At 72.6% G+C, this 22,025-nt stretch carries 23 protein-coding genes; 18 read left to right on the forward strand and 5 right to left on the reverse strand.

The genetic code is table 11. The annotated features are described in order from the left end of the window. Positions 1-80 precede the first annotated feature (80 nt). Both ACFVSL_RS11100 and ACFVSL_RS11105 read right to left on the reverse strand, forming a co-directional pair. A complete protein-coding gene (locus tag ACFVSL_RS11100) occupies positions 81-1,313 on the reverse strand; it encodes a DUF349 domain-containing protein (protein ID WP_386941000.1) in 1,233 nt (410 codons plus the stop codon). Between the two features lie 161 nt (positions 1,314-1,474). Then, positions 1,475-2,254: a peptidylprolyl isomerase gene (locus tag ACFVSL_RS11105; RefSeq protein WP_386941002.1), complete on the reverse strand. Its 780-nt coding sequence runs from the start codon at positions 2,252-2,254 to the stop codon at positions 1,475-1,477. Between the two features lie 123 nt (positions 2,255-2,377). On the opposite strand from ACFVSL_RS11105, the gene ACFVSL_RS11110 reads away from it, so the two are divergent. From ACFVSL_RS11110 to ACFVSL_RS11160, 11 genes are all read left to right on the forward strand, one after another. Then, positions 2,378-3,823: a replication-associated recombination protein A gene (locus ACFVSL_RS11110; RefSeq protein ID WP_386941004.1), complete on the forward strand. Its 1,446-nt coding sequence runs from the start codon at positions 2,378-2,380 to the stop codon at positions 3,821-3,823. A gap of 187 nt (positions 3,824-4,010) precedes the next feature. Next, complete coding sequence (gene rpsD, locus ACFVSL_RS11115) at positions 4,011-4,634, forward strand: 30S ribosomal protein S4 (RefSeq protein WP_022887983.1); 624 nt, start codon at positions 4,011-4,013, stop codon at positions 4,632-4,634. Positions 4,635-4,776: 142 nt separating this feature from the next. After that, a complete protein-coding gene (locus ACFVSL_RS11120; protein WP_386941006.1) occupies positions 4,777-4,977 on the forward strand; it encodes a hypothetical protein in 201 nt (66 codons plus the stop codon). 56 nt (positions 4,978-5,033) lie between these two features. Next, a complete protein-coding gene (gene alaS / locus ACFVSL_RS11125) occupies positions 5,034-7,691 on the forward strand; it encodes an alanine--tRNA ligase (protein WP_386941007.1) in 2,658 nt (885 codons plus the stop codon). A gap of 7 nt (positions 7,692-7,698) precedes the next feature. Further along, positions 7,699-8,181 (forward strand): Holliday junction resolvase RuvX, encoded by a 483-nt coding sequence (ruvX, locus tag ACFVSL_RS11130; protein ID WP_386941009.1) that lies wholly within the window; start codon positions 7,699-7,701, stop codon positions 8,179-8,181. Then, positions 8,178-9,947 (forward strand): endolytic transglycosylase MltG, encoded by a 1,770-nt coding sequence (mltG, locus tag ACFVSL_RS11135; protein ID WP_386941011.1) that lies wholly within the window; start codon positions 8,178-8,180, stop codon positions 9,945-9,947. The genes ruvX and mltG overlap by 4 nt, the downstream gene beginning before the upstream one ends. After that, positions 9,940-10,803 (forward strand): shikimate dehydrogenase, encoded by an 864-nt coding sequence (locus tag ACFVSL_RS11140; RefSeq protein ID WP_386941013.1) that lies wholly within the window; start codon positions 9,940-9,942, stop codon positions 10,801-10,803. The genes mltG and ACFVSL_RS11140 overlap by 8 nt, the downstream gene beginning before the upstream one ends. A gap of 21 nt (positions 10,804-10,824) precedes the next feature. Then, positions 10,825-12,042, forward strand: coding sequence for a chorismate synthase (gene aroC / locus ACFVSL_RS11145; protein ID WP_386941015.1), 1,218 nt, complete (start codon positions 10,825-10,827; stop codon positions 12,040-12,042). Further along, positions 12,035-12,553 (forward strand): shikimate kinase, encoded by a 519-nt coding sequence (locus ACFVSL_RS11150; protein WP_386941017.1) that lies wholly within the window; start codon positions 12,035-12,037, stop codon positions 12,551-12,553. Before aroC ends, ACFVSL_RS11150 begins: the two co-directional genes overlap by 8 nt. Further along, positions 12,550-13,632 (forward strand): 3-dehydroquinate synthase, encoded by a 1,083-nt coding sequence (aroB, locus tag ACFVSL_RS11155; RefSeq protein WP_386941019.1) that lies wholly within the window; start codon positions 12,550-12,552, stop codon positions 13,630-13,632. Before ACFVSL_RS11150 ends, aroB begins: the two co-directional genes overlap by 4 nt. Next, the gene (locus ACFVSL_RS11160) at positions 13,629-14,084 is read left to right on the forward strand and encodes a type II 3-dehydroquinate dehydratase (RefSeq protein WP_386941021.1); all 456 of its coding nucleotides are present in this window, start codon (positions 13,629-13,631) and stop codon (positions 14,082-14,084) included. The genes aroB and ACFVSL_RS11160 overlap by 4 nt, the downstream gene beginning before the upstream one ends. Positions 14,085-14,096: 12 nt before the next feature. On the opposite strand, the gene ACFVSL_RS11165 is transcribed toward ACFVSL_RS11160, so the two are convergent. Beyond that, complete coding sequence (locus ACFVSL_RS11165; RefSeq protein ID WP_386941023.1) at positions 14,097-14,552, reverse strand: luciferase family protein; 456 nt, start codon at positions 14,550-14,552, stop codon at positions 14,097-14,099. A 149-nt stretch (positions 14,553-14,701) separates the two neighbouring features. Here ACFVSL_RS11165 and efp point away from each other — a divergent pair, with 149 nt between their 5' ends. Together efp and nusB are read left to right on the forward strand one after the other, a co-directional pair. Next, the gene (efp, locus tag ACFVSL_RS11170; RefSeq protein WP_157424144.1) at positions 14,702-15,265 is read left to right on the forward strand and encodes an elongation factor P; all 564 of its coding nucleotides are present in this window, start codon (positions 14,702-14,704) and stop codon (positions 15,263-15,265) included. Next, the gene (nusB, locus tag ACFVSL_RS11175) at positions 15,265-15,678 is read left to right on the forward strand and encodes a transcription antitermination factor NusB (RefSeq protein WP_022887995.1); all 414 of its coding nucleotides are present in this window, start codon (positions 15,265-15,267) and stop codon (positions 15,676-15,678) included. Before efp ends, nusB begins: the two co-directional genes overlap by 1 nt. A gap of 34 nt (positions 15,679-15,712) precedes the next feature. Here the strand turns inward: nusB and ACFVSL_RS11180 are convergent, their stop codons facing one another. Further along, entirely contained in the window at positions 15,713-17,017 is a 1,305-nt protein-coding gene (locus ACFVSL_RS11180; protein WP_386941026.1) for a nucleotide disphospho-sugar-binding domain-containing protein, read from the reverse strand. 204 nt (positions 17,018-17,221) lie between these two features. On the opposite strand from ACFVSL_RS11180, the gene ACFVSL_RS11185 reads away from it, so the two are divergent. Further along, on the forward strand, positions 17,222-17,737 hold the full coding sequence (locus tag ACFVSL_RS11185) for a DoxX family protein (RefSeq protein ID WP_386941027.1): 516 nt from the start codon (positions 17,222-17,224) through the stop codon (positions 17,735-17,737). Between the two features lie 60 nt (positions 17,738-17,797). Here ACFVSL_RS11185 and ACFVSL_RS11190 read toward each other — a convergent pair whose 3' ends face one another. Continuing rightward, complete coding sequence (locus ACFVSL_RS11190; RefSeq protein WP_386941029.1) at positions 17,798-18,409, reverse strand: hypothetical protein; 612 nt, start codon at positions 18,407-18,409, stop codon at positions 17,798-17,800. A gap of 153 nt (positions 18,410-18,562) precedes the next feature. Here ACFVSL_RS11190 and pyrR point away from each other — a divergent pair, with 153 nt between their 5' ends. From pyrR to ACFVSL_RS11210, 4 genes are read left to right on the forward strand one after another with little or no spacing between them, the layout of a single operon-like run. Next, complete coding sequence (pyrR, locus tag ACFVSL_RS11195; protein ID WP_386941031.1) at positions 18,563-19,120, forward strand: bifunctional pyr operon transcriptional regulator/uracil phosphoribosyltransferase PyrR; 558 nt, start codon at positions 18,563-18,565, stop codon at positions 19,118-19,120. Further along, positions 19,117-20,067 (forward strand): aspartate carbamoyltransferase catalytic subunit, encoded by a 951-nt coding sequence (locus ACFVSL_RS11200; RefSeq protein WP_386941032.1) that lies wholly within the window; start codon positions 19,117-19,119, stop codon positions 20,065-20,067. The genes pyrR and ACFVSL_RS11200 overlap by 4 nt, the downstream gene beginning before the upstream one ends. Next, positions 20,067-21,410: a dihydroorotase gene (locus tag ACFVSL_RS11205; RefSeq protein ID WP_386941033.1), complete on the forward strand. Its 1,344-nt coding sequence runs from the start codon at positions 20,067-20,069 to the stop codon at positions 21,408-21,410. Before ACFVSL_RS11200 ends, ACFVSL_RS11205 begins: the two co-directional genes overlap by 1 nt. Beyond that, positions 21,403-21,963: a hypothetical protein gene (locus tag ACFVSL_RS11210; protein ID WP_386941034.1), complete on the forward strand. Its 561-nt coding sequence runs from the start codon at positions 21,403-21,405 to the stop codon at positions 21,961-21,963. The genes ACFVSL_RS11205 and ACFVSL_RS11210 overlap by 8 nt, the downstream gene beginning before the upstream one ends. The last annotated feature ends 62 nt before the right edge of the window (positions 21,964-22,025 follow it).

Below are 22,025 nucleotides of genomic sequence, written 5' to 3' on the forward strand. Positions count from 1 at the left end.
TCCGACGGGCGCACGACGAAGGAGGCGGGATCCTGTGGAGAATCCCGCCTCCCTCGAAGCGGTGCGGAGGAGTCGGCGGATCAGCCGCCGACGGCCTTGAGCCAGGCACGACGGGCGTCGAGCGCCTCGCGCGCGGCGGCGGCGGCCTTCGCGTCGCCGGCGGCCTCCGCGGCCGCGACCTCGGCCTCGAGCTTCTCGATCGCGTCGTTGAGCTGGCCGAGCATGCCCTCGGAGCGCGCCTTCTTCTCGGGGTCCTCGCGCTGCCAGCGCTCGTCCTCGAGGGAGCGGACGTGGTTCTCGACCTTGCGGAGCCGGTCCTCGACCGCACGCACCTGGTCGCGGGGCACCTTGCCGATCTCGTCCCACTTGCGCTGGACGCGGTTGAGCTCGGAGCGCGCCTTCTTGGCGTCGGTCTCGGTCAGGAGCGCCTCGGCCTCGGTGAGCAGCGCGAGCTTCTCCTCGAGGTTGGCCCGGTACTCCTCGTCGTCCTTCGCGTCGATCTCGGCCTTCGCGTTGAAGAGCACGTCGCCGGCGGCCTTGAACTTGGCCCACAGCTGGTCGTCGAGCTTCTTGCCGGCGCGGCCGGCCTGCTTCCACTCGTCGAGGAGGCTGCGGTAGTCGCCGACCGCGTCGGCGCCGCGCGGGGCGAGCGCCTCGGCGCGCTCGATGAGGCGCTGCTTGCGGGTGCGCACGTCGCGGTGTGCGGCGTCGAGCTCGGCGAAGAACGCCTTGCGGTGCTGCTCGATCGTCGAGCGCGCGGCACGGAACCGCTTCCACAGCTCGTTCGCCTCGTTCTTCGGCAGCCGGGGGCCGTCCTGCTGGTGGCGCTGCCAGCTCGCGAAGAGAGCGTCGAGCTCGGCGGTCGCCTGCTTCCACTGCGTCTTCGCCGGGTCCTGCGCGGCGAGCGCCTCGGCCTGCTCGACGATGGCGGTGCGCTCGGCGATGGCGCCGGCGAGCGCCGCCTTCGCCTCGGCCTGCTGCTGCTCGGTGAGCTCCTTCGTGGTGCCCGACAGCGCCTCGAGGCGGCGGGAGAGCGACTCGAGGTCGCCGACCGCGTGGGCGCCGGCGACCGACTCGGTGAGCGTCGAGACGGCCTTCGCGACGTCGGCCGCGGGAGCGCCGCGGCGCACGCGCTGCTCGAGCAGGCCGACCTGGCCCGCGAGGTCGGCGTACTTGCGCTCGAAGTAGGCGAGTGCCTCTTCAGGGGTTGCGTCGGGGTACTGACCGACCTCCCGCTCGCCGTCGCTCGTGCGAACGAAGACGGTGCCCGTCTCGTCGACGCGGCCCCACGGTTGCTGATCTGATTCGGTCACGGCCTCACCCTGTCGTAGGTCGGACGCCGCGGGCGGCGGCGATGTTGCGGTCAAGCCTATTGGCGGCGGTCGCGGGCTGCGCCGCCGCGTCGTAGGTCGGGTGCCGCCAGCGGCGGCGTGTGCGGTCAAGCCTATTGCACCGCCCGGCGGCGGTGCCGTGATCACTCGATCGTGAAGCCGGTGATCGTCGTGGGCACGGCGGGGGCGCCGTCGCTGACGCCGCCCTCGGCGCCGGCGTCGGTGATGCCCGCGCGCAGCTCGTCGAGCCCGCTCGTGACGGTGCCGATGACGGTGTAGCCGCCCGCGCTGTCGGCCGGGAGCGTCGTGTCCTCGTAGACGATGAAGAACTGGCTGCCCTGGCTGTTGGCGTCGTTGGGCACGCGCGCCATGGCGATCGTGCCGGCCGGGTAGACACCGTCGGCCGGCGCGTTCTCGATGGGGCCGTAGCTGTAGCCGGGGCCGCCCGAGCCGTCGCCGTCGGGGTCGCCGCACTGCAGCACCCAGATCGTGTCCTTCGTGAGGCGGTGGCAGGCCACGCCGTCGTAGAAGCCCGACTGGATCAGGCTGATCTCGCTCGAGACCGCCTGCGGCGCTGCGGCGCCGTCGAGCTCGACGCCGAGCGGGATGTCGTTGAGGGTCAGCGTGCCCGTCCAGGTGCGCCCCTCTGCGAGGTCGGGGCTCGGCACCTCGCCGTCGTTCTCGCCCGCCGCCTCGGTGGGCGACGGGGTCTCGCTCGCAGTCGGCTCGGGGGCGCCGGGGCCGCCGCTGAAGAAGAAGAGCTGCGCGCCGACCGCGAGGGCCAGCACGACCACCAGCGCGAGGACCGCGATCAGGTTGTCGCGACTGCGTCGCCGCTGCTTGCCGGCGTGGACCTCTTGCCGTGCCTGGTAGGTGCGCAGGCGCGCGCGCTCTTCGCGCGCCTGTCGGTCGTTCGATGCCACGCCTGCTCCTTCTCCGGAATCCTGCGAGCCGACTCTACTTAAGCCCGCGTGACCGCACCAATCGCCGCACCGCGAGCACTCGACGGAGAATCGGTGTCGGATGCCGCGACTACGCTTGAATCCATGGTGGAATCCGGTCCGGGGCTGCGCTCGGGCGCGACGCCGCTCGCGGTGCGCATGCGTCCGACGAGTCTCGACGAGGTCGCCGGGCAGCGTCATCTGCTGACCCCCGGCTCGCCGCTCGTCGCCCTCGCCGGCGACCGATCCGGTGAGTCCGGGTCGGTGTCGGTGATCCTCTGGGGGCCGCCCGGCACCGGCAAGACGACGCTCGCCCAGGCGATCGCGCGCTCGTCGGGCCGCAAGTTCGTCGAGCTCTCCGCAGTGACCGCCGGCGTGCGCGACGTGCGCCAGGTGATGGAGGAGGCCCGCGCCAGCCGCGATCTGTACGGGCTCTCCACGGTGCTCTTCCTCGACGAGATCCACCGCTTCACGAAGGCCCAGCAGGACGCGCTGCTGCCGGGCGTCGAGAACGGCTGGGTGATCCTCGTCGCCGCGACGACCGAGAACCCGTCGTTCTCGGTGATCTCGCCGCTGCTGTCGCGTTCGCTGCTGCTCACCCTCGAGCTCCTGAGCGACGACGACCTCGGGGTGCTCGTCGACCGTGCCGTCGCCGACGCCCGGGGCCTCGCGGGCAGGGTGACGCTCGATCCCGAGGCGCGGGCGGCGATCGTGCGCCTCGCCTCGGGCGATGCGCGGCGCGCGCTGACCGCGCTCGAGGCCGCAGCGGTCTCGGCCGCGGCGATGCCCGTGGAGGCGACCGACGGGTCCGCCGAGCCCGGGGCCGACGGCGCCGCCGCAGACGACGACGCCGCAGACGACGACGAGGCGGGGGAGCCGGAGGCCGGCGACGACGCCGGGGCATCCGCGCCGCCTCTCATCACCGCCGACATCGTCGCGCGCGCGGTCGACCGCGCGCTGCTCAGGTACGACCGCAACGGCGACGAGCACTACGACGTCATCAGCGCGTTCATCAAGTCGGTGCGCGGCAGCGACGTCGACGCCGCCCTGCACTACCTCGCGCGCATGATCGAGGCCGGTGAGGATCCGCGCTTCATCGCCCGTCGCATCATCGTGCTCGCGTCGGAGGACATCGGGCTCGCCGATCCGCAGGCGCTCGGCGTGGCGGTGGCCGCGGCCGACGCCGTGCAGTTCATCGGCATGCCGGAGGGGCGCATCCCGCTCGCCCAGGCGGTCGTGCACCTCGCGACCGCCCCGAAGTCGAACGCGGCCTACCTCGGCATCGACAAGGCCATCGCCGACGTGCGCGCCGGCAAGGCGGGGCGCGTGCCGAAGCACCTCCGCGACGCCCACTATCCCGGCGCGAAGCGGCTCGGCCACGGCAAGGGCTACCGCTACCCCCACGACGACGCGATCGGCGTGGTGGCCCAGGAGTACCTGCCCGACACGCTCCGCGGCGCCGTGTACTACGAACCCACCGAGCACGGCAACGAGCGCGAGGTCTCGGCGAGGCTCGCGAAGCTCCGCCGGATCGTCCGGGGCGGCCGCTGAGCGGCCATGCCCGTCGTGGTACGATTGACGCTGGCCTGAAGCCAGATCCTCGAGCGCGGCTGCGAGAGGGTCACCGGCGAGTGGGTGCGATCTGTAGCCGATCCACCCCTGGCGAATCCCTCTGACACAGATTTCCGGCGCACGATCGCGCCGGCGATTCACTTGAGATTCTTCCGAAAGGACATTCGTGTCGAACCAGTCACGCAGCAAGACCCGCCTCTCTCGCGCGCTCGGCGTCGCCCTCACCCCGAAGGCCGCCCGCTACATGGAGAAGCGCCCCTACGCTCCCGGTGAGCACGGCCGCACCAAGCGCAAGCAGGACAGCGACTACGCCGTGCGTCTGCGCGAGAAGCAGCGTCTCCGCGCCCAGTACGGCATCCGCGAGAAGCAGCTGAAGATCGCCTACGTCGAGGCCAAGCGCACCGCCGGCCAGACCGGTGAGAACCTCGTCGAGCTGCTCGAGATGCGTCTCGACGCCCTCGTGCTCCGTGCCGGCTTCGCCCGCACCATCACGCAGGCCCGCCAGTTCGTCGTGCACCGCCACATCCTCGTCGACGGCCAGCTCGTCGACCGCCCCTCGTTCCGCGTGAAGCCGGGCCAGCTCGTGCACGTCAAGTCGCGCAGCGAGGGCACCGAGCCCTTCCAGGTCGCCGCGGCCGGCGGTCACGTCGACGTGCTCCCCAAGGTTCCGGGCTACCTCGAGGTCGAGCTCGACAAGCTCCAGGCGCGCCTCGTGCGTCGCCCGAAGCGCGCCGAGGTCCCCGTGACCTGCGACGTGCAGCTCGTCGTCGAGTACTACGCCGCTCGCTGACGCGAGTCGTCTCGAAACAGGGGTCGCGGGTTTCCCGCGGCCCCTGTTTCGTCTCCGGGCGAGGGCCGTCGCCTCGCCACTAGACTGATCCGAGGCGTGCCGGGCGCCATCGCGCCCGTGACAGATCGAAGAGGGAGCACCCGTGAAGAGCATTCTGTGGTTCACCGTCGGCGTCGCGGCCGGTTTCGTGGTCGCGCACCAGGTCAACCAGACCAAGCAGGGTCGCGACTTCTTCTCGTCGATCGACGCGAAGGCCCGCGAGTTCGGCAACGCCATCGCCGAGGGCTATCACGCCCGCGACGCCGAGCTGCGCGCCGACGGCGACGCCTCGGCCGCTCGCTGAGCCCTCACCCTTCACCTCCGGCCCGGTCGCACCGGGCTCGACCCCAGAACGGAACCATGCAGACTGCCGACATCCGCCAGCGTTGGCTCGACTTCTTCGCCGACCGCGGTCACACCGTCGTCCCCTCGGCCTCGCTCGTCTCCGACGACCCGACGCTGCTCTTCACCGTGGCCGGCATGGTGCCCTTCGTGCCGTACCTCACCGGCATCGTGCCCGCCCCGTACCCGCGGGCCACGAGCGTGCAGAAGTGCATCCGCACCAACGACATCGAAGAGGTCGGCAAGACGCCGCGACACGGCACGTTCTTCCAGATGAACGGCAACTTCTCCTTCGGCGACTACTTCAAGGAGGGCGCCATCTCGATGGCGTGGGAGCTGCTGACCTCGGCCGAGTCGGCCGGCGGCTACGGCTTCGCGCCGGAGGACCTCTGGGTCACCGTCTACGAGGACGACGACGAGGCGATCGAGATCTGGAAGCGCGTCGCGGGCCTGCCCGACGAGCGCATCCAGCGGCTCGGCAAGGAGACGAACTACTGGCACACCGGGCAGCCGGGCCCCGCGGGCCCCTGCTCGGAGATCTTCTTCGACCGCGGCCCCGCCTACGGCATCGACGGCGGCCCCGCGACCGACGACGACCGCTACGTCGAGATCTGGAACCTCGTGTTCATGCAGTACCTCATCACCGACGTGAAGTCGAAGACCGACTTCACGGTCGTGAAGGAGCTGCCGAAGAAGAACATCGACACCGGCATGGGCCTTGAGCGCGTCGCGTTCCTCAAGCAGGGCGTCGACAACATGTACGAGATCGACCAGGTGCGCCCGGTGCTCGACCGCGCCGCTGAGATCTCGGGCCGCCGCTACGGCGCGGACCACGAGGACGACGTGCGCATGCGCGTCATCGCCGACCACGTCCGCTCCGCGCTCATGCTCATGAGCGACGGGGTGAGCCCGTCGAACGAGGGGCGCGGGTACATCCTGCGGCGGCTCCTCCGTCGCAGCATCCGCGCGATGCGCCTGCTCGGCGTCGAGGGCCCGACGTTCCGCGAGCTGTTCGCGGCGTCGCGCGACGCGATGAAGGCGGCGTACCCCGAGGTCGCGCGCGACTACGCGCACATCGAGCAGCTCGCACTCGGCGAGGAGGAGACGTTCCTCCGCACGCTCTCGGCCGGCACCTCGATCCTCGACCTCGCGGTCGCGAAGACGAAGGATGCCGGGCGCGAGGAGCTCGCGGGCGACACGGCGTTCCTGCTGCACGACACCTACGGCTTCCCGATCGAGCTGACGCTCGAGATGGCCGAGGAGGCGGGCCTCGCCGTCGACCGCACCGCGTTCGACGAGCTCATGACCGCCCAGCGCACCCGGGCGAAGGCCGACGCGAAGTCGAAGAAGAAGGTGCTCGCCGATCTCTCGGTGTACGCCGACTTCCGCGCGAAGGGCGAGACCGTCTTCACCGGCTACACGGAGCTCGCGACCGAGTCGAGCGTGCTCGGCCTCCTCGTCGACGGCCGGCCCGCGCAGCGTGCGGTCGCCGGTCAGACGGCCGAGGTCATCCTCGCCGAGACCGCGCTCTACGCCGAGTCCGGCGGGCAGGCGCCCGACCAGGGGCGCATCGTCGGCGACGGATTCGAGCTCGAGGTGCTCGACGTGCAGAAGCCCGTGAAGGGGCTCATCAGCCACACGGTCAAGGTGACCTCGGGCGAGGTCGGCGTGGGCGAGCGGGCGACGAGCCTCGTCGACGAGGACTACCGCCGCGGCGCGACCCAGGCGCACTCGGGCACGCACATCGTGCACGCCGCGCTGCGCCAGGTGGTCGGCCCGAACGCCCACCAGTCGGGCTCGTTCAACAAGGCCGGCTACCTGCGCCTCGACTACGGCTGGAACTCGGCGCTGTCGGCCGAGACCCGCAGCGAGCTCGAGGAGATCTCGAACAGCGCGGTGCGCGACAACCTCCAGGTCGTCACCCGCGAGATGCCGCTCGACGAGGCGAAGTCGCTCGGCGCGATGGCGCTCTTCGGCGAGAAGTACGGTGACGTCGTGCGCGTCGTCGACATCGGCGGCCCCTGGTCGCGCGAGCTCTGCGCCGGCACCCACGTGTCGACGAGCGCCGAGATCGGCATGATCAACATCGTCGGCGAGTCCTCCGTGGGCGCCTCGAACCGCCGTGTCGAGTCGCTCGTCGGCCTCGAGGCGTTCCGCCGCTTCGCAGCGGAGCGCGCGCTCGTGAACGAGCTCACCTCGTCGCTGAAGACCCGCCCCGAGCAGCTCGTCGACCGCGTCGGCGAACTCGTCGCGAACCTGAAGAGCGCCGAGAAGAAGATCCAGGCCTTCGAGGCGAAGGCGCTGAACGACCGCGTGCCCGCGCTCGCGGCGAAGGCCGGTCGGGTCGGCGAGGTGCTGCTCGTGGCCGAGTCGGTGGGGCAGCTCGGCTCGGGCGACGAACTGCGGTCGCTCGCGCTCTCCGTTCGCGGCCAGCTGGGCGACGCGGCGAGCGTCGTGGCACTCGCCGGCGAGGTCGGCGGCAAGCCGCTCGCGATCGTGGCGACCTCGCCCGCGGCGCGAGACCACGGCGCGAACGCCGGAGCCCTGGCGAAGAGCGCGGCCGGCGTACTGGGCGGCGGCGGCGGCGGCAAGCCCGACCTCGCCCAGGGCGGCGGCACCGACGTCGCGGCGATCCCCGCCGCGCTCGAGGCCGTGCGCCGCGGTCTCGGCGGGTAGTCGCACCATGCGCTCCGGAGCGAGGCTCGGCATCGACGTCGGTCGCGCGCGCATCGGCGTCTCGCGGTGCGATGCGGGCGGACTGCTCGCAGTACCGATCGAGACGGTCGCCCGTGCGGCCGACGGCGACGCGGACGTGCGCCGCATCGTCGAGCTCGCGGGGGAGTACGAGGCGATCGAGTTCGTCGTCGGGCTGCCGCTCTCGCTCTCGGGCGGGTCGACGCCCTCGACCGACGACGCGCTCGAGTTCGCGGAGCGTCTCGGCCGTTCGGGCGGCGGGCTGCCGGTGCGGCTCGTCGACGAGCGGCTCTCGACCGTCAGCGCCCAGCAGGCGCTGCGCGCGAGCGGCAAGTCATCGAAGAAGCAGCGTCCCATCGTCGACCAAGTCGCAGCCGTTATCATTCTGCAACACGCGATCGACGCCGAGCGGGCCGCAGGCCACGCACCCGGCCGCGTGCTCGACCTCGACGAAGGGCCCTCACCCCTGTGACCCAGCTCCCCCCAGAGCGCTCCGACGCCGACGCCCTCGCCGCCGACTGGCGGGCGTTGCTCGGCACCGACGCACCGACGACGGGTTCGATCCCCGCGCCGTCGACCGGGGCGACTCCGGCTGCCGCGCCGTCGACCGGGTCGGCCCCGACCCCGGCTCCGGTTCCGGCTCCGTCGACCGGGGCGACTCCCGCTCCCGCTGCGCAGCCGATGACGCGCCGCGAGATCCGCGAGGCCGAGCAGCGCGCGGCCGCGCAGGCCGAGGCCGAGAGCGCTGCGGCCGCGGCTGCGGCAGGCACGGCGCCGACCCCGTATCCGGCCGCGCCGGTGCCTCCGGTGCCTCCGGCGACGCCGCCGCAGGAGCCGCTCCAGCAGCTGCAGCCCCTGCGGCGGCCGCAGACGGGGCCGTCGTTCGAGGAGCTCGCCGGTGCGGGGCAGTCGTCGCCGCCGGCGCAACCGCGCTCCGCCTTCGACGCGCATCTCGCCGGCGAGGCCCCGCCCATCGTGCCGCGTTCGGGAACCGAACCGGGATCGGAACCCCCGCAGCCCACCTCCGCGTCGCCGTTCGCCGACCTCCTCGGCGACCCGCACCAGTCGGTGGACCCGCTGACGGACGAGCCCGGGCGGCGCAAGCCCTCCCGCGCCGAGCGACGGGCCGCGGCATCCGACCCCTACGACCAGCACCCCGACGAGAAGCCGCGCCGTCGCGGCGCATGGGGCTGCCTCATCGGCCTGCTCGTCGTCGCGGCCCTCGGCGTCGGCGCCTTCTTCTTCCTGCAGGGGCCGATGAACGCGGTGATCGAGCGGTTCCAGCCGGCCGCCGACTACGAGGGCGCCGGCACCGGCGAGCTCGTCTTCATGATCCACGAGGGCGACACGGGGGAGTCGATCGCGTCGAACCTCGTCGACGCCGACGTCGTGGCTTCGACCGACGCCTTCATCGAGGCGGTGGCCGAGGCAGACCCCTCGCCCGTGTTCTACCCGGGCGCCTATCAGCTGGCCGAGCAGATGAGCGCGCAGGCCGCGCTCGATGCGCTCCTCGACCCGGCGAACAAGCTGGAGAACACCTTCGTCATCCCCGAGGGCACGGCGACCGTCGATGCCCTCACGCCCATCTCGGAGGGCACGGGGATCCCGCTCGAGGAGCTGCAGGCGGCCGCGGCCGAGCCGCCCGCGAACTACGGGCTCCCGCCCGAGGCGACGAACCTCGAGGGCTTCCTGTTCCCGGCGACGTACACGCTCGACCCCGACCTCGATGCGCACGCCGTCCTGCAGACCCTCGTCGACCGCCAGTTCCAGGCGCTCGACGAGGCGGGGGTCGCGCCCGAGGACCGGTGGAAGACGATCGTGCTCGCCGCACTCGTCCAGCGCGAGGCCGGTCTCAAGGACGACTTCTACAAGGTGTCCCGCGTGTTCCTCAACCGGCTCGACCCGGCGAAGTGGGAGAGCGGGCTGCTGCAGTCCGACGCGACCGTCGCCTACGGCACCGGCAACACGCATCTCGTGACGACGACCGACGCCGAGCGCGCCGACGCGTCGAACCGCTACAACACCTACGTGCACCCGGGCCTCCCGGTCGGCCCGATCTCGAACCCGGGCGACCTCGCGATCGACGCGGCGCTGCACCCCGCCGACGGCCCGTGGCTGTTCTTCGTCACGTGGAACCTCGACACGGGCGAGACGATCTTCTCCTCGACCGTCGAGGAGCACGACGCCGCGGTCGCGAAGTGGCTCGCCTGGATGCAGGAGCACCCCGAATATGGCTGAGTCGCCGTCCGCGACGCCGGGGGCCGCATCGTCGGCCCGTCTCGCGGTGCTCGGCTCGCCGATCTCGCACTCCCGGAGCCCGTCGCTGCACCGGGCCGCGTACGCGCGGCTCGGCCTCGACTGGGGGTACTCCGCGATCGAGATGACCGGAGATCGCCTCCCGGCGTTCGTCGACGGGCTGGATGCCGCGTGGCGGGGCCTCTCGCTGACGATGCCGCTCAAGCAGGACGTGCTGCCCCTCCTCGACGAGGTCGACGAGCTCGCCGCGCTGACGGGTGCCGCGAACACCGTGCTCCTCGACGGCGGGCGCCGCCTCGGCTTCAACACCGATGTCGGCGGCATCGTGCGCACGCTCGCGGAGTCCGGGATCACGGCGATCCGTCGTGGCGCGCTCATCGGCGCCGGGGCGACCGCAGCGTCGGCACTCGTCGCGATGGCCGAACTGGGGGCCGAGGAGGTGCGGGTCCTCGTGCGCAGGCCCGGCGCCGCCGCCGAGCTCGAAGCGCTCGGGCACCGCGCCGGACTCGTCGTCACGGAGCATCCGATCACCTCGCTCGCCGACGCCGACGCCCACGCCGACCTCGTCATCAGCACCGTCCCCGGCGGCGTCGATCTCGGCGTCGCGCCCTCGGCCGCGCTCGTGGCGCACGCCCCCCTCCTCGACGTCGCCTACGACCCCTGGCCGAGCGCGCTCGGCCGCGTCTGGCTCGACGCCGAAGGCACGGTCGTGCACGGCCTCGGCATGCTGCTGCACCAGGCGCTCCTGCAGATCCGCATCTTCGTGAACGGCGACCCCTTCTCGGAGCTGCCCGACGAGGATGACGTGCTCGCCGTCATGCGCGAGTCGGTCGCCTGACGCTGTGGAAGGATAGGAGGCATGCTCCGTTGGCTCACTGCCGGAGAGTCGCACGGGCCTGAGCTCGTCGCGATCCTCGAGGGTCTTCCCGCCGGTATCCCCGTCTCGCTCGATTCGATCCGCGCCGATCTGGCGCGCCGCAAGCTCGGCTACGGCCGTGGCGCGCGCATGAAGTTCGAACAGGACGAACTGGCGATCTCGGGCGGCGTCCGCCACGGCCTCAGCCTCGGCAGCCCGATCGCCGTGCGCGTCGGCAACACCGAGTGGCCGAAGTGGCAGGAGGTCATGAGCCCCGAGCCGATCGACGCCGAGCGTCTCGGCCGAGGGCGCGGCGCCCCGCTCACCCGGCCCCGTCCGGGCCACGCCGACCTCGTCGGCATGCAGAAGTACGGCTTCGACGAGGCGCGCCCCGTGCTCGAGCGGGCCAGCGCCCGCGAGACGGCGGCCCGCGTCGCGCTCGGCGCGGTCGCGAAGTCGTTCCTCGCCGAGCTCGGCATCCTGACGATCGCGCACACCCTCTCGATCGGACCGGTGCGGGTGCCCGACGGCGCCGCGCTGCCACTGCCCACCGATGTCGATGCGGTCGACGCCGATCCGCTGCGGTGCTTCGACGCCGAGACGAGCGCCCGCATGGTCGCCGAGGTCGACGACGCCCACAAGTCGGGCGACACCCTCGGCGGCGTCGTCGAGGTGCTCGCCTACGGCGTGCCCCCGGGCCTCGGCTCGCACGTGCACTGGGACCGCCGTCTCGACGCGCAGCTCGCCGCCGCGCTCATGGGCATCCAGGCGATCAAGGGCGTCGAGGTCGGCGACGGCTTCGAGACGACCCGCCGCCGCGGCTCGGTCGCGCACGACGAACTGCACGCGGCCGACGGCCGGATCGTGCGCGCGAGCGATCGCGCGGGCGGCACCGAGGGCGGCATGTCGACCGGCACGGTGCTGCGCGTCCGCGCCGGCATGAAGCCCATCGCGACCGTGCCGCACGCGCTGCCGACGATCGACGTCGCGACCGGCGAGCCGGCGGCGGCCCACCACCAGCGCTCCGACGTCGTCGCGGTGCCCGCGGCGGGCGTCGTCGCGGAGGCGATGGTCGCGCTCGTGCTCGCGAACGCCGTGCTCGAGAAGTTCGGCGGCGACTCGGTCGCCGAGACCCGGCGGAACCTCGAGTCCTACCTCGCCGCCATCCCCGAGGGCCTGCGCACCGCGGGTGCGGAGGGCGCGGTCGACGCCGGTGTCTGACGACGCCCGCCTCGGCCTCCCCATCGTGCTCGTCGGCCCGATGGGGGCCGGCAAGTCCCGGGTCGGGCAACGGCTCGCCGCGACCGCCGGGGCCCCCTTCATCGACACCGACGCGCGGATCACCGAGCGGTACGGCGCGATCGACGAGATCTTCGCGCGCGAGGGCGAGGAGTACTTCCGCGTCATCGAGCGCGAGGTCGTCGCCGAGGCGCTCCGCGAGGAGGCCGTCGTCTCGCTCGGCGGCGGCGCCGTGCTGCACGACGACACCCGCGACGACCTCGCGCGGCTCGCGGTCGTGTGGCTGCAGGTCTCGCGCGAAGCCGTCGCGCCCCGGCTCGCGGGCGGCAATCGCCCGCTCATCGCCGACGGCGGCCTCGACCGCTGGACCGCCATCCTCGAGGACCGGCGCCCGCTGTACGCGGCCGTCGCCGACCTCACCATCGACACCTCCCGGCGCTCGGTCGGGCGGATCGTCGACGAGATCACCGAGCACTTCGGAGGAGAACGATGACGGCAGACGAGCGCACGGCGATCCGGGTCGGCGGCGAGTCGGGCTACGACGTGGTCGTCGGGCGCGGCGTCCTCGCCGAGCTCGGCGACGCACTCGGCGGCGCGGTGAAGAAGGTGCTGGTCGTGCACCCCGCGACCCTCGGCGCCCGCGCCGCGGCCCTGCGCGAGGCGCTCTCCGACCGCTTCGAGGTGCTGCTCGCCGAGGTGCCCGACGCCGAGGCGGGCAAGCGCATCGAGGTCGCCGCGTTCTGCTGGCAGGTGCTCGGCCAGGCCGACTTCACCCGCAGCGACGCCATCGTCGGCTTCGGCGGGGGAGCGATCACCGACCTCGCCGGGTTCGTGGCGGCCACCTGGCTGCGCGGGGTCCGCGTCGTGCAGGTGCCGACGACGGTGCTCGGCATGGTCGACGCCGCGGTCGGCGGCAAGACCGGCATCAACACGAACGAGGGCAAGAACCTCGTGGGCGTCTTCCACCCGCCGGCCGCCGTGCTCTGCGACCTCGACCTGCTCGACACCCTGCCGAAGAACGAGATCCTCGCCGGGTTCGCCGAGATCGTGAAGGCCGGGTTCATCCGCTACCCCGAGATCCTCGACATCGTCGAAGCCGACCCCGAGGTCGCGACCGACCCCGCGACGCCCGAGTTCCGCCGCGTCGTCGAGCTCGCGATCCAGATGAAGGCCGACGTCGTCTCCGAAGACCTCACCGAGCAGGGGCTCCGCGAGATCCTCAACTACGGCCACACCCTCGGCCACGCCGTCGAGCACGCCGAGCGGTACCAGTGGCGGCACGGCGCGGCCGTCGCCGTGGGCATGATGTTCGCCGCCGAGCTGGGCCGGCTCTCGGGCCGCCTCTCCGACGAGGTGGCCGACCGGCACCGCCGGGTGCTCGACCTCCTGAGCCTGCCGACGAGCTACCCCGCCGGCCGCTGGAACACCCTCCTCGCGACCATGCAGCGCGACAAGAAGTCGCGGGCCGGCCAGCTGCGGTTCATCGTGCTCGACGACCTCGCGAAGCCGACCGTCATGCAGGCGCCCGACCAGTCGCTGCTCTTCGCCGCCTACCAGGAGATCGGCTCGTGACCGAGCGGCGGCTGCTGCTCGTCAACGGCCCGAACCTGAACCTCCTCGGCATCCGCGAGCCCGAGATCTACGGCTCCCGGACGCTCGCCGACGTCGAGCGCATCGTCGCGGATGCCGCGTCCGCTCGCGGCTTCGACGTGCGCGCCGTGCAGTCCAACCACGAGGGCGTGCTCCTCGACGCGATCCATGCTGCGCGGCTCGACTGCGCGGGCATCGTGATCAACCCGGGCGGGCTGACGCACACCTCGGTCGTGCTGCGCGACGCGCTCGCGGGCGTCGACCTGCCCGTCGCCGAGGTGCACATCTCCGACGTCTCGCAGCGCGAGCCGTTCCGCCACCACTCGTACGTCGCCGACGTCGCGGTGGTGCACGTGACGGGGGAGGGCGTCGCCGGCTACGAGACGGCGGTACGGCTGCTCCTCGACGTCATCACGGGGCGCGCCGAGGGCTGAGCCGAGGTCCGCTCAGTCGCCGCGGGCGTAGGCGAGGCTCTCCTCGACGATCGAGAGCACGACCTCGAGCTCGGCGGGATCGCGCGGGCCGTACACCATGAACTCGGTGCCGAAGTCCTCGTACTGGTGGGGCTCGGCCCAGCCGAGTTCGGTGAGACGGGCGCCGCGTTCGGCAGGCAGCACCAGGTGCACGCTGGTGTCGTCGACGCCGTGCAGGTGCACGGGCTCGAGCCGCCCGTCGGGGAACAGCGAGGTCTCGACGGTGCGCGCGACCTCGAGCTCCTCGAGGAACACCGCCCGGGACGATTTCGGCGAGACCTGGCTGTGTCCCTCGACGACCCCGTCGGGGGCGAAGACGCTCGCCACGAGGCGGCCCCACAGCTCGGGCGTCGCGCGCTGGTCGAGCTGGCGCTGCGGCCCCTCGGTGGAGACGGTCGGGCGGGGGCCGTGGCGCGGGGTGTCGATCACCACGTCAGGCTAGAGGATCGCGGCCGGCGCGAGCTGGAGGCATCCGGTCGCATTGGCGTGCTCGCAGCGCAGCGACTACACTCGATCGACTGAACTCTCTCGGGCCGACTCCGGCCGAGCCTCTTCGCAACTGAATGGATCGTATTCGCATGGCAAGCACCGCTGACATCAAGAACGGCGTCGTCCTCTCGATCGACGGCCAGCTCTGGAGCGTCATCGAGTTCCAGCACGTCAAGCCCGGCAAGGGCGGTGCGTTCGTGCGCACCAAGCTGAAGAACGTCGTCAGCGGCAAGACCGTCGACCGCACCTACAACGCCGGCGCGAAGATCGAGATCGAGAACGTCGACCGCCGCGACTTCACGTACCTGTACAACGACGGCGACGGCTTCGTCTTCATGGACGCGACCGACTACGACCAGATCACCGTCTCGTCGACGGTCGTCGGCGACGCCGCGAACTTCATGCTCGAGAACCAGGCCGTCACCATCGCCCTGAACAACGGCAACCCGCTGTACATCGACCTGCCGGCCTCGGTCGTGCTCGAGATCACGTACACCGAGCCGGGCCTCCAGGGCGACCGCTCGACCGGCGGCACCAAGCCCGCCACCGTCGAGACCGGCTACGAGATCCAGGTGCCGCTCTTCCTCGAGACGGGCACCAAGGTCAAGGTCGACACCCGCACGGGCGACTACCTCGGCCGCGTGAACGACTAGTGAGCGCCCGTACCAAGGCGCGCAAGCGCGCGCTCGACATGCTGTACTCGGCCGACATGCGCCAGGTGCCCGTCGAGCAGATGCTGGTCGTCGAGGCGCAGAAGGCGGCGAACGAGCCCGAGCGCGCCGCGTCGTGGCTGTACGCGCGCGAGATCGTCGACGGCATCGTCGACCACCGCGCCGAGATCGACGAGCTCATCGAGACGAACTCCCGCGGGTGGACCCTCGAGCGGATGCCCGCGGTCGACCGCGCCCTGCTGCGCATCGGCGTGTGGGAGATCGTCTACAACGACGAGGTGCCCGATCCCGTCGCGATCTCCGAGGCCGTCGAGGCCGCGACCGTGCTGTCGACCGACGACTCCGCCGGCTTCGTGAACGGCCTGCTCGCGGCGATCTCGCACGCGAAGGCCTGACCGGCTCGATCGCCTCGAACGCGGCCGGCCCTGCTCACGCGGGGTCGGCCGCGTTCGTCATGAGCGCGGTCGTGAGCTCGACGACCTCGCGCGGGCCGTCGTGGGCGCGGAGGAGCCGCGCGAGGCGCTGGGCGTTCGCCGTGTAGGCGGGGTCGGCCGCGATCGTGCGGTACGCGCGCAGCACGGCCCGCGGCGACGGCCGACCGGTGCGGAGATCGATGCCGGCACCCGACCGGCCCACCCGTGCGGCCGCCTCGGGCTTGTCGGCGTCGCCGCCCGCGACGACCAGCGGCACGCCGTCGGACAGCGCGGCGAGGATGCCGCCCCAGCCGCCGTTCGTGATCATGACGTCGACGTGCGGCAGCAGCTCGGCGTGCGGCACGAACCCCGCGATGCGCGCGTTCGGCGGTGCGGGGAACGGGAAGCCCGGTTCGTCGGCCCGGCCCGTCGTCGCGACGAGCAGCACCTCCTGCCTCCCGAGCGCGCCGAAGGCGGGGGCGACGAGATCGCGGGGCTCGAGGTGCTGCGTGCCCTGGGTGACGTGCACCACCGGCCGCTCGTGGGCGAGCAGCTCGGGCCACCACTCGGGGAGCGGTCGCTCGCGGGGTGCCGACGGGGCATCCGGCGGGGCTGTCGAGAGCGCGCCCACGTATCGCACGCGCCCGGTGTCGGGGCGCGGTACGTCGAGCTCCGCGATGCCGCTGGCGCAGACGAGCTCGGGGGAGTAGCACGCCTCGTCGAAGGTGCGTCCGTCGGGCGGGAGCCCGGCGAGGGCGCGCTCCGACTCGTGCGCCCGCTGCAGCCGACGGGTCAGCACGCGGAGCGCACCGATCAGCAGGCGGTCGCGAGCATGCCCGAGCGCGCCGCGGGCGGGCGGGATGCCGAACCCGGGCGGCGGGGTCCCCGGGTCGAGGAGCGTGAGCGGGGTGAGGCACACGGTGACCCAGGGCGTCGCCGTGCGATCCGCGGCGAACGCCGCGCCGAGGCTCGTCGACTCGGCGACGAGCACGTCCCAGGGGCGCGCCTCGTACGCGGCGAGGAGATCGCGGCACTGAGCGGCGCCGGTGCGGATGAACAGCTGCTCGATGTTGCGCATCAGCTGGCCGAGCCCCGTGCCCGTGCCGAGGTCGGGGAAGGTCGCCGCGAGGTCGTGCTCGTCGAAGTCGGGGGCCGCCTGCCAGCGGACGACCTCGGCGCCGGCGGCCTCGAACGCCGCGGCATGGGCAGCGCCCGTGTAGACGCGCACGCGGTGCCCGGCGGCCGCGAAGGCCCCGGCAACGACCGCCATCGGCGCCACGTGCCCGTGGAACGGCGTCACCGCGAGCATCACCTCGGCCATGCGGTCATTGCACCACGCGGGGACTCGACGGCGCGCCCCGCACTCGGGGGGTCCGGCGAGGGTTTCCCTGAGGGCGCGTTCGGGGGAGACCACGAGCGAGGTTCAGCGGTCGCCATGGCGACCGGGTGCCGCTCCGGCGATGAGATGGATGTGCTGCCGCATCCGGCTGCCACTCCCAACTCACTCCGTCAGAAAGGCACCACCATGTCCTCCACCGCACTCGGCACCGGACGCGTCTCGACCGCGACGGGCCTCGACTCGGTCCTCGAACGCGCGAACTCCGCGCAGGCCGTCGTCCAGCGCGTCCTCGCCCGCATCGCCGTCCCGGCGCTCCGCGTCTCGCTCGGCCTCGTCTTCCTCGTGTTCGGCGCGCTGAAGTTCCTCCCCGGGGCGAGCCCCGTCGAGGACCTCGTCATGCGCACCTGGAACTCGCTCTCGTTCGGCCTCGTCGACGGCTACACGGCGATGGCGCTCACCGCCTCGCTCGAGGTCTTCGTCGGACTCGCCTTCGTCACGGGCTTCCTGCTGCGCATCGGCCTCCTGGCCCTCGCCGGCACCTTCGTCGGCATCTTCTCGCCGCTCGTGTTCTTCACCGGCGAGCTCTTCACGAGCGCAGGTCCGACGCTGACCGCGCAGTACATCCTCAAGGACGTCGTGCTCGTCGCCGCCGCGATGGTCATCGCGGCCAAGGCGCTGACCCGCCCGATCGGTCGTCGCTGAGACCGGCGGATGCCCCGGGCCCGGCGTCGTTCGAACGCCGGGCCCGGGGCATCCGTCGTGTCAGTCGGTCTCGTTGGCCCGGCGCCCCCACGCCGCGAACGCCGCGGCCACGAGGCCGAGCCCGACGAGGCTGCCGTGCGGCCAGTAGCTGAGCACGACCGTCGCGACGACGATCACGGGCAGGGTGGCGGCGAGCAGCAGGCGCTCCCAGAGCGGCACGCGGCCGCGCGGCGCGACCGCGGCGACGATCAGCGCCCACACGCCGATGAGGAGGAGCGCGAACGCCTCGGCGCCCCAGAGGGCGTGCAGCGGGGCGTCGATCGGGTGGTTCGCGTAGGAGAGCACCGTGATCGGGGCGCTCGCGAGCACGATCCAGCCGAGCACGCGACCGCTCCAGCCGAGCTGCGCGAACGCGGGACCCGTCGCGAACCAGATCAGCACGAACGACAGCGCGGCGGCCGAACCGAACACCAGGTAGTCGTCGCGGAGGCCGGCGGCGTGCAACCCGCCGCGCAGTCCGTCGTACACGGGGGAGTCGTCGAGGGTCCTGAGCCAGGCGGGGGAGCCCGCGCCCGACCAGACCGCCTGCTGCGGCGGCAGCAGGAAGAACGCCCACGCGGCGGCGGCGAACGCCGAGACGACGGCCCAGGGCCGGGAGGGGATCGTGCGCATGCACGAACGGTACCGGCGAGGAGGGCCGGTGCGCCACGGGCGCGAGGCGACCTCGCGTGACGCGGCGCCCCGCCGGATCCGGGGCCGCTGGTAGACTCGTCCGAGTTGGCAACCTTTAAGGCCGTCCTGTGAGGCGGAGAAGGGAGTCGGTCCATGGCACGTGCTGTGCTCAATCAGGCTGACATCCAGCGGGCGTTGACCCGCATCTCGCACGAGATCCTCGAGTCCAATCGCGGATCGGACGATCTCGTCCTCCTCGGCATCCCGACGCGCGGCGTGATCCTCGCCCGCCGGATCGCCGAGACCATCGCCCGCATCGAGCCCGATGCGCCCGCCGCGCTCGCGGGGGCGCTCGACGTCACGATGTACCGCGACGACCTCGCGCACACCCGCATGCGCACGCCGTCGCCCACCGAGCTGCCGCCGGGCGGCATCGACGGCAAGACCGTCGTGCTCGTCGACGACGTCCTCTACTCGGGCCGCACCATCCGCGCCGCGTTCGACGCGCTCGCCGACCTCGGTCGGGCCCGCGCCGTGCGGCTCGCGGTGCTCGTCGACCGCGGCCATCGGGAGTTCCCGATCCGTGCCGACTTCGTCGGCAAGAACCTCCCGAGCTCGACGCGCGAACGCATCAACGTGCGGCTCGAGGAGATCGACGGCGACGACGCCGTCTCCATCGAGGACGTCCAGTCCGAGGGAGGCGCACGATGAAGCACCTCCTCGGCACCCGCGAGCTCGGCCGCGAGGAGGCCGTCGCGCTGCTCGACATCGCGGAGGACATGGCCGCCGTGCAGGAGCGCGAGGTCAAGAAGCTCCCGACGCTGCGCGGCAAGACCGTCGTGAACCTCTTCTTCGAGGACTCGACCCGCACCCGCATCTCGTTCGAGGCGGCCGCGAAGCGCCTGAGCGCCGACGTCATCAACTTCAGCGCGAAGGGCTCCAGCGTCTCGAAGGGCGAGAGCCTGAAGGACACGGCCCAGACCCTGCAGGCGATGGGCGCCGACGGCGTCGTCATCCGCCACCACGCCTCGGGCGCCCCGCTCACGCTCGCGACGAGCGGCTGGATCGACGCGGGCGTCGTCAACGCGGGCGACGGCACGCACGAGCACCCCACCCAGGCCCTGCTCGACGCCTTCACGATCCGCAGGAGACTGCACGGGGCGTCCTCGCGCGGGCGGGGTCTCGACGGGGTGCACGTCGTCATCGTCGGCGACATCCTGCACTCCCGCGTCGCCCGGTCGAACGTGTGGCTGCTCACGACCCTCGGCGCCGAGGTCGAGCTCGTCGCACCGCCGACCCTCGTCCCGGTCGCGACCGGCGCCTGGCCCGCCGCGGTCGGCTACGACCTCGACGCGGCGCTCGCGGGCGGCCCCGACGTCGTCATGATGCTCCGCATCCAGGCGGAGCGCATGCACGCGGCCTTCTTCCCGAACAGCCGCGAGTACGCGCGCACCTGGGGTCTCGACGACGCCAGGTTCGACCGGCTGCCCCCGACTACGATGGTCATGCACCCCGGACCCATGAACCGCGGGCTCGAGATCTCGGCCCGTGCGGCGGATTCGCCGCGGTCCACGGTGCGAGAACAGGTCGCGAACGGAGTATCAGTGAGAATGGCCGCCCTCTACATGCTGCTGTCGGGCGAACGGGGTGAGAGCTGATGTCGACGCGTCACCTCATCACCGGTGCGACCCTCCCGAGCGGCGAGCGCGCCGACATCCTCATCGACGGCGGCGTCATCGCCGAGGTCGGCAGCATCCCGGGCGCCGCGGGTGCCACGGTGCACGACGCCGACGGCCTCATCGCCCTGCCCGGGCTCGTCGACCTGCACACGCACCTCCGCGAGCCGGGGTACGAGCAGAGCGAGACGGTCCTGACCGGCACGCAGGCCGCCGCCGCGGGCGGATTCACCGCGGTCTTCGCGATGGCGAACACCTTCCCCGTGGCCGACACCGCGGGCGTCGTCGAGCAGGAGGCGAGCCTCGGCCGCTCCGCCGGCTTCGCCACCGTGCAGCCGATCGGCGCCGTCACGGTGGGCCTCAAGGGCGCCGAGCTCGCCGAGCTCGGCGCGATGGCGCGCTCGCGCGCGAACGTGCGGGTCTTCAGCGACGACGGCTTCTGCGTCTCCGACCCGCTGCTCATGCGCCGCGCGCTCGAGTACGTGAAGGCCTTCGACGGCGTCATCGCCCAGCACGCCCAGGAGCCGCGGCTCACCGAGGGCGCCCAGATGAACGAGGGCGCGCTCTCGGGCGAGCTCGGCCTCGCCGGATGGCCCGCGGTCGCCGAGGAGTCGATCATCGCGCGCGACGTGCTGCTCGCCGAGCACGTCGGCAGCCGGCTGCACGTGTGCCACGTCTCGACGGCGGGCTCGGTCGAGGTGATCCGATGGGCGAAGGCCCGCGGCATCGACGTCACCGCCGAGGTCACCCCGCATCACCTGCTGCTCACCGAAGACCTGATCAGGGGCTACGACCCCCGGTTCAAGGTCAACCCGCCGCTGCGCCGGGAGGAGGACACGCTCGCGCTGCGCGCGGCGCTCGCCGACGGCACCATCGACATCGTCGCCACCGACCACGCACCGCACCCGGTCGAGGCGAAGGAGAGCGAGTGGGATGCCGCGGCGAACGGCATGGTGGGCCTCGAGTCGGCCCTCTCCGTGGTGCACGCCGCGGTCGTCGAGAACGGCCTGCTCGACTGGAACGACGTCGCACGGGTGCTCTCGCAGGCGCCCGCGAGGATCGGCCGCCTGCGGGGTCAGGGCGAGGCGATCGCCGTCGGCGCGGCGCCCGAGCTGACGCTCTACGACCCGAACGCCGCTGCGGTGTTCGACCTCGACCGGCTCGCCGGACGCAGCACCAACTCGCCCTACCTCGGCCGCACCCTGCCCGGGCGGGTCGTCGCGACCTTCCACGCGGGCTACGCCACGGCGCTCGACGGGCGCGTGCGCCCCGCCGAGGAGATCGCCGAGCTCGCGGCCGCCGCGAACGGGGGTGCGCATGGATAAGTGGATCGGCGCACTCGTCGCGGTCGCCGTGCTCGCGGTGATCGCCTGGCTCATGGTGCGTTCGTGGCGCCGACGCGCGGCGCGCGACTCGGTGCTGTCGGCCTACCCGGTGCCCGCCGTGCGCGGCGAGGCCGAGCTCGAGGCCGAGGTGCTCTACGTCGCGACCACGCCGGCGGGCGAGCCGCTCGAACGGCTCGCCGTGCAGGGCCTCGCGTTCCGCGGCGCCGGGCGCGTCGAGGTGATGCCCGAGGGCGTCGCCCTCCGCATCGCGGGCGAGCCGGTGAGCTTCATCCCGGCCGACCGGGTCGTCGGAGCCGCAACCGCGAGCTACGCGATCGACCGCGGCGTCGAGCCCGAGGGGCTCATCGCCCTCAGCTGGATCGCCGCGACGGACGACGAGACGCCCGAGGGCGCCGAGCCCCGGGTCGACAGCTACCTCCGAGCCCGGTATCCGGGTGACCAGGCCCGCATCCTCCGGGCCATCGAAGACATCGCCGCGGCGCCCGCCGCACCGCGGCCGGAACAACACGAGAGCGAGGCCTCGGATGACTGAGACCACCAACGCGAGCGAGCCGACCGGCACGCCCGAGACCGCCGAGGCGACCGCCGCGACGA

Source organism: Agromyces sp. NPDC058064 (assembly GCF_042885275.1).
In the GTDB taxonomy this organism is placed as follows: Bacteria; Actinomycetota; Actinomycetes; order Actinomycetales; family Microbacteriaceae; genus Agromyces.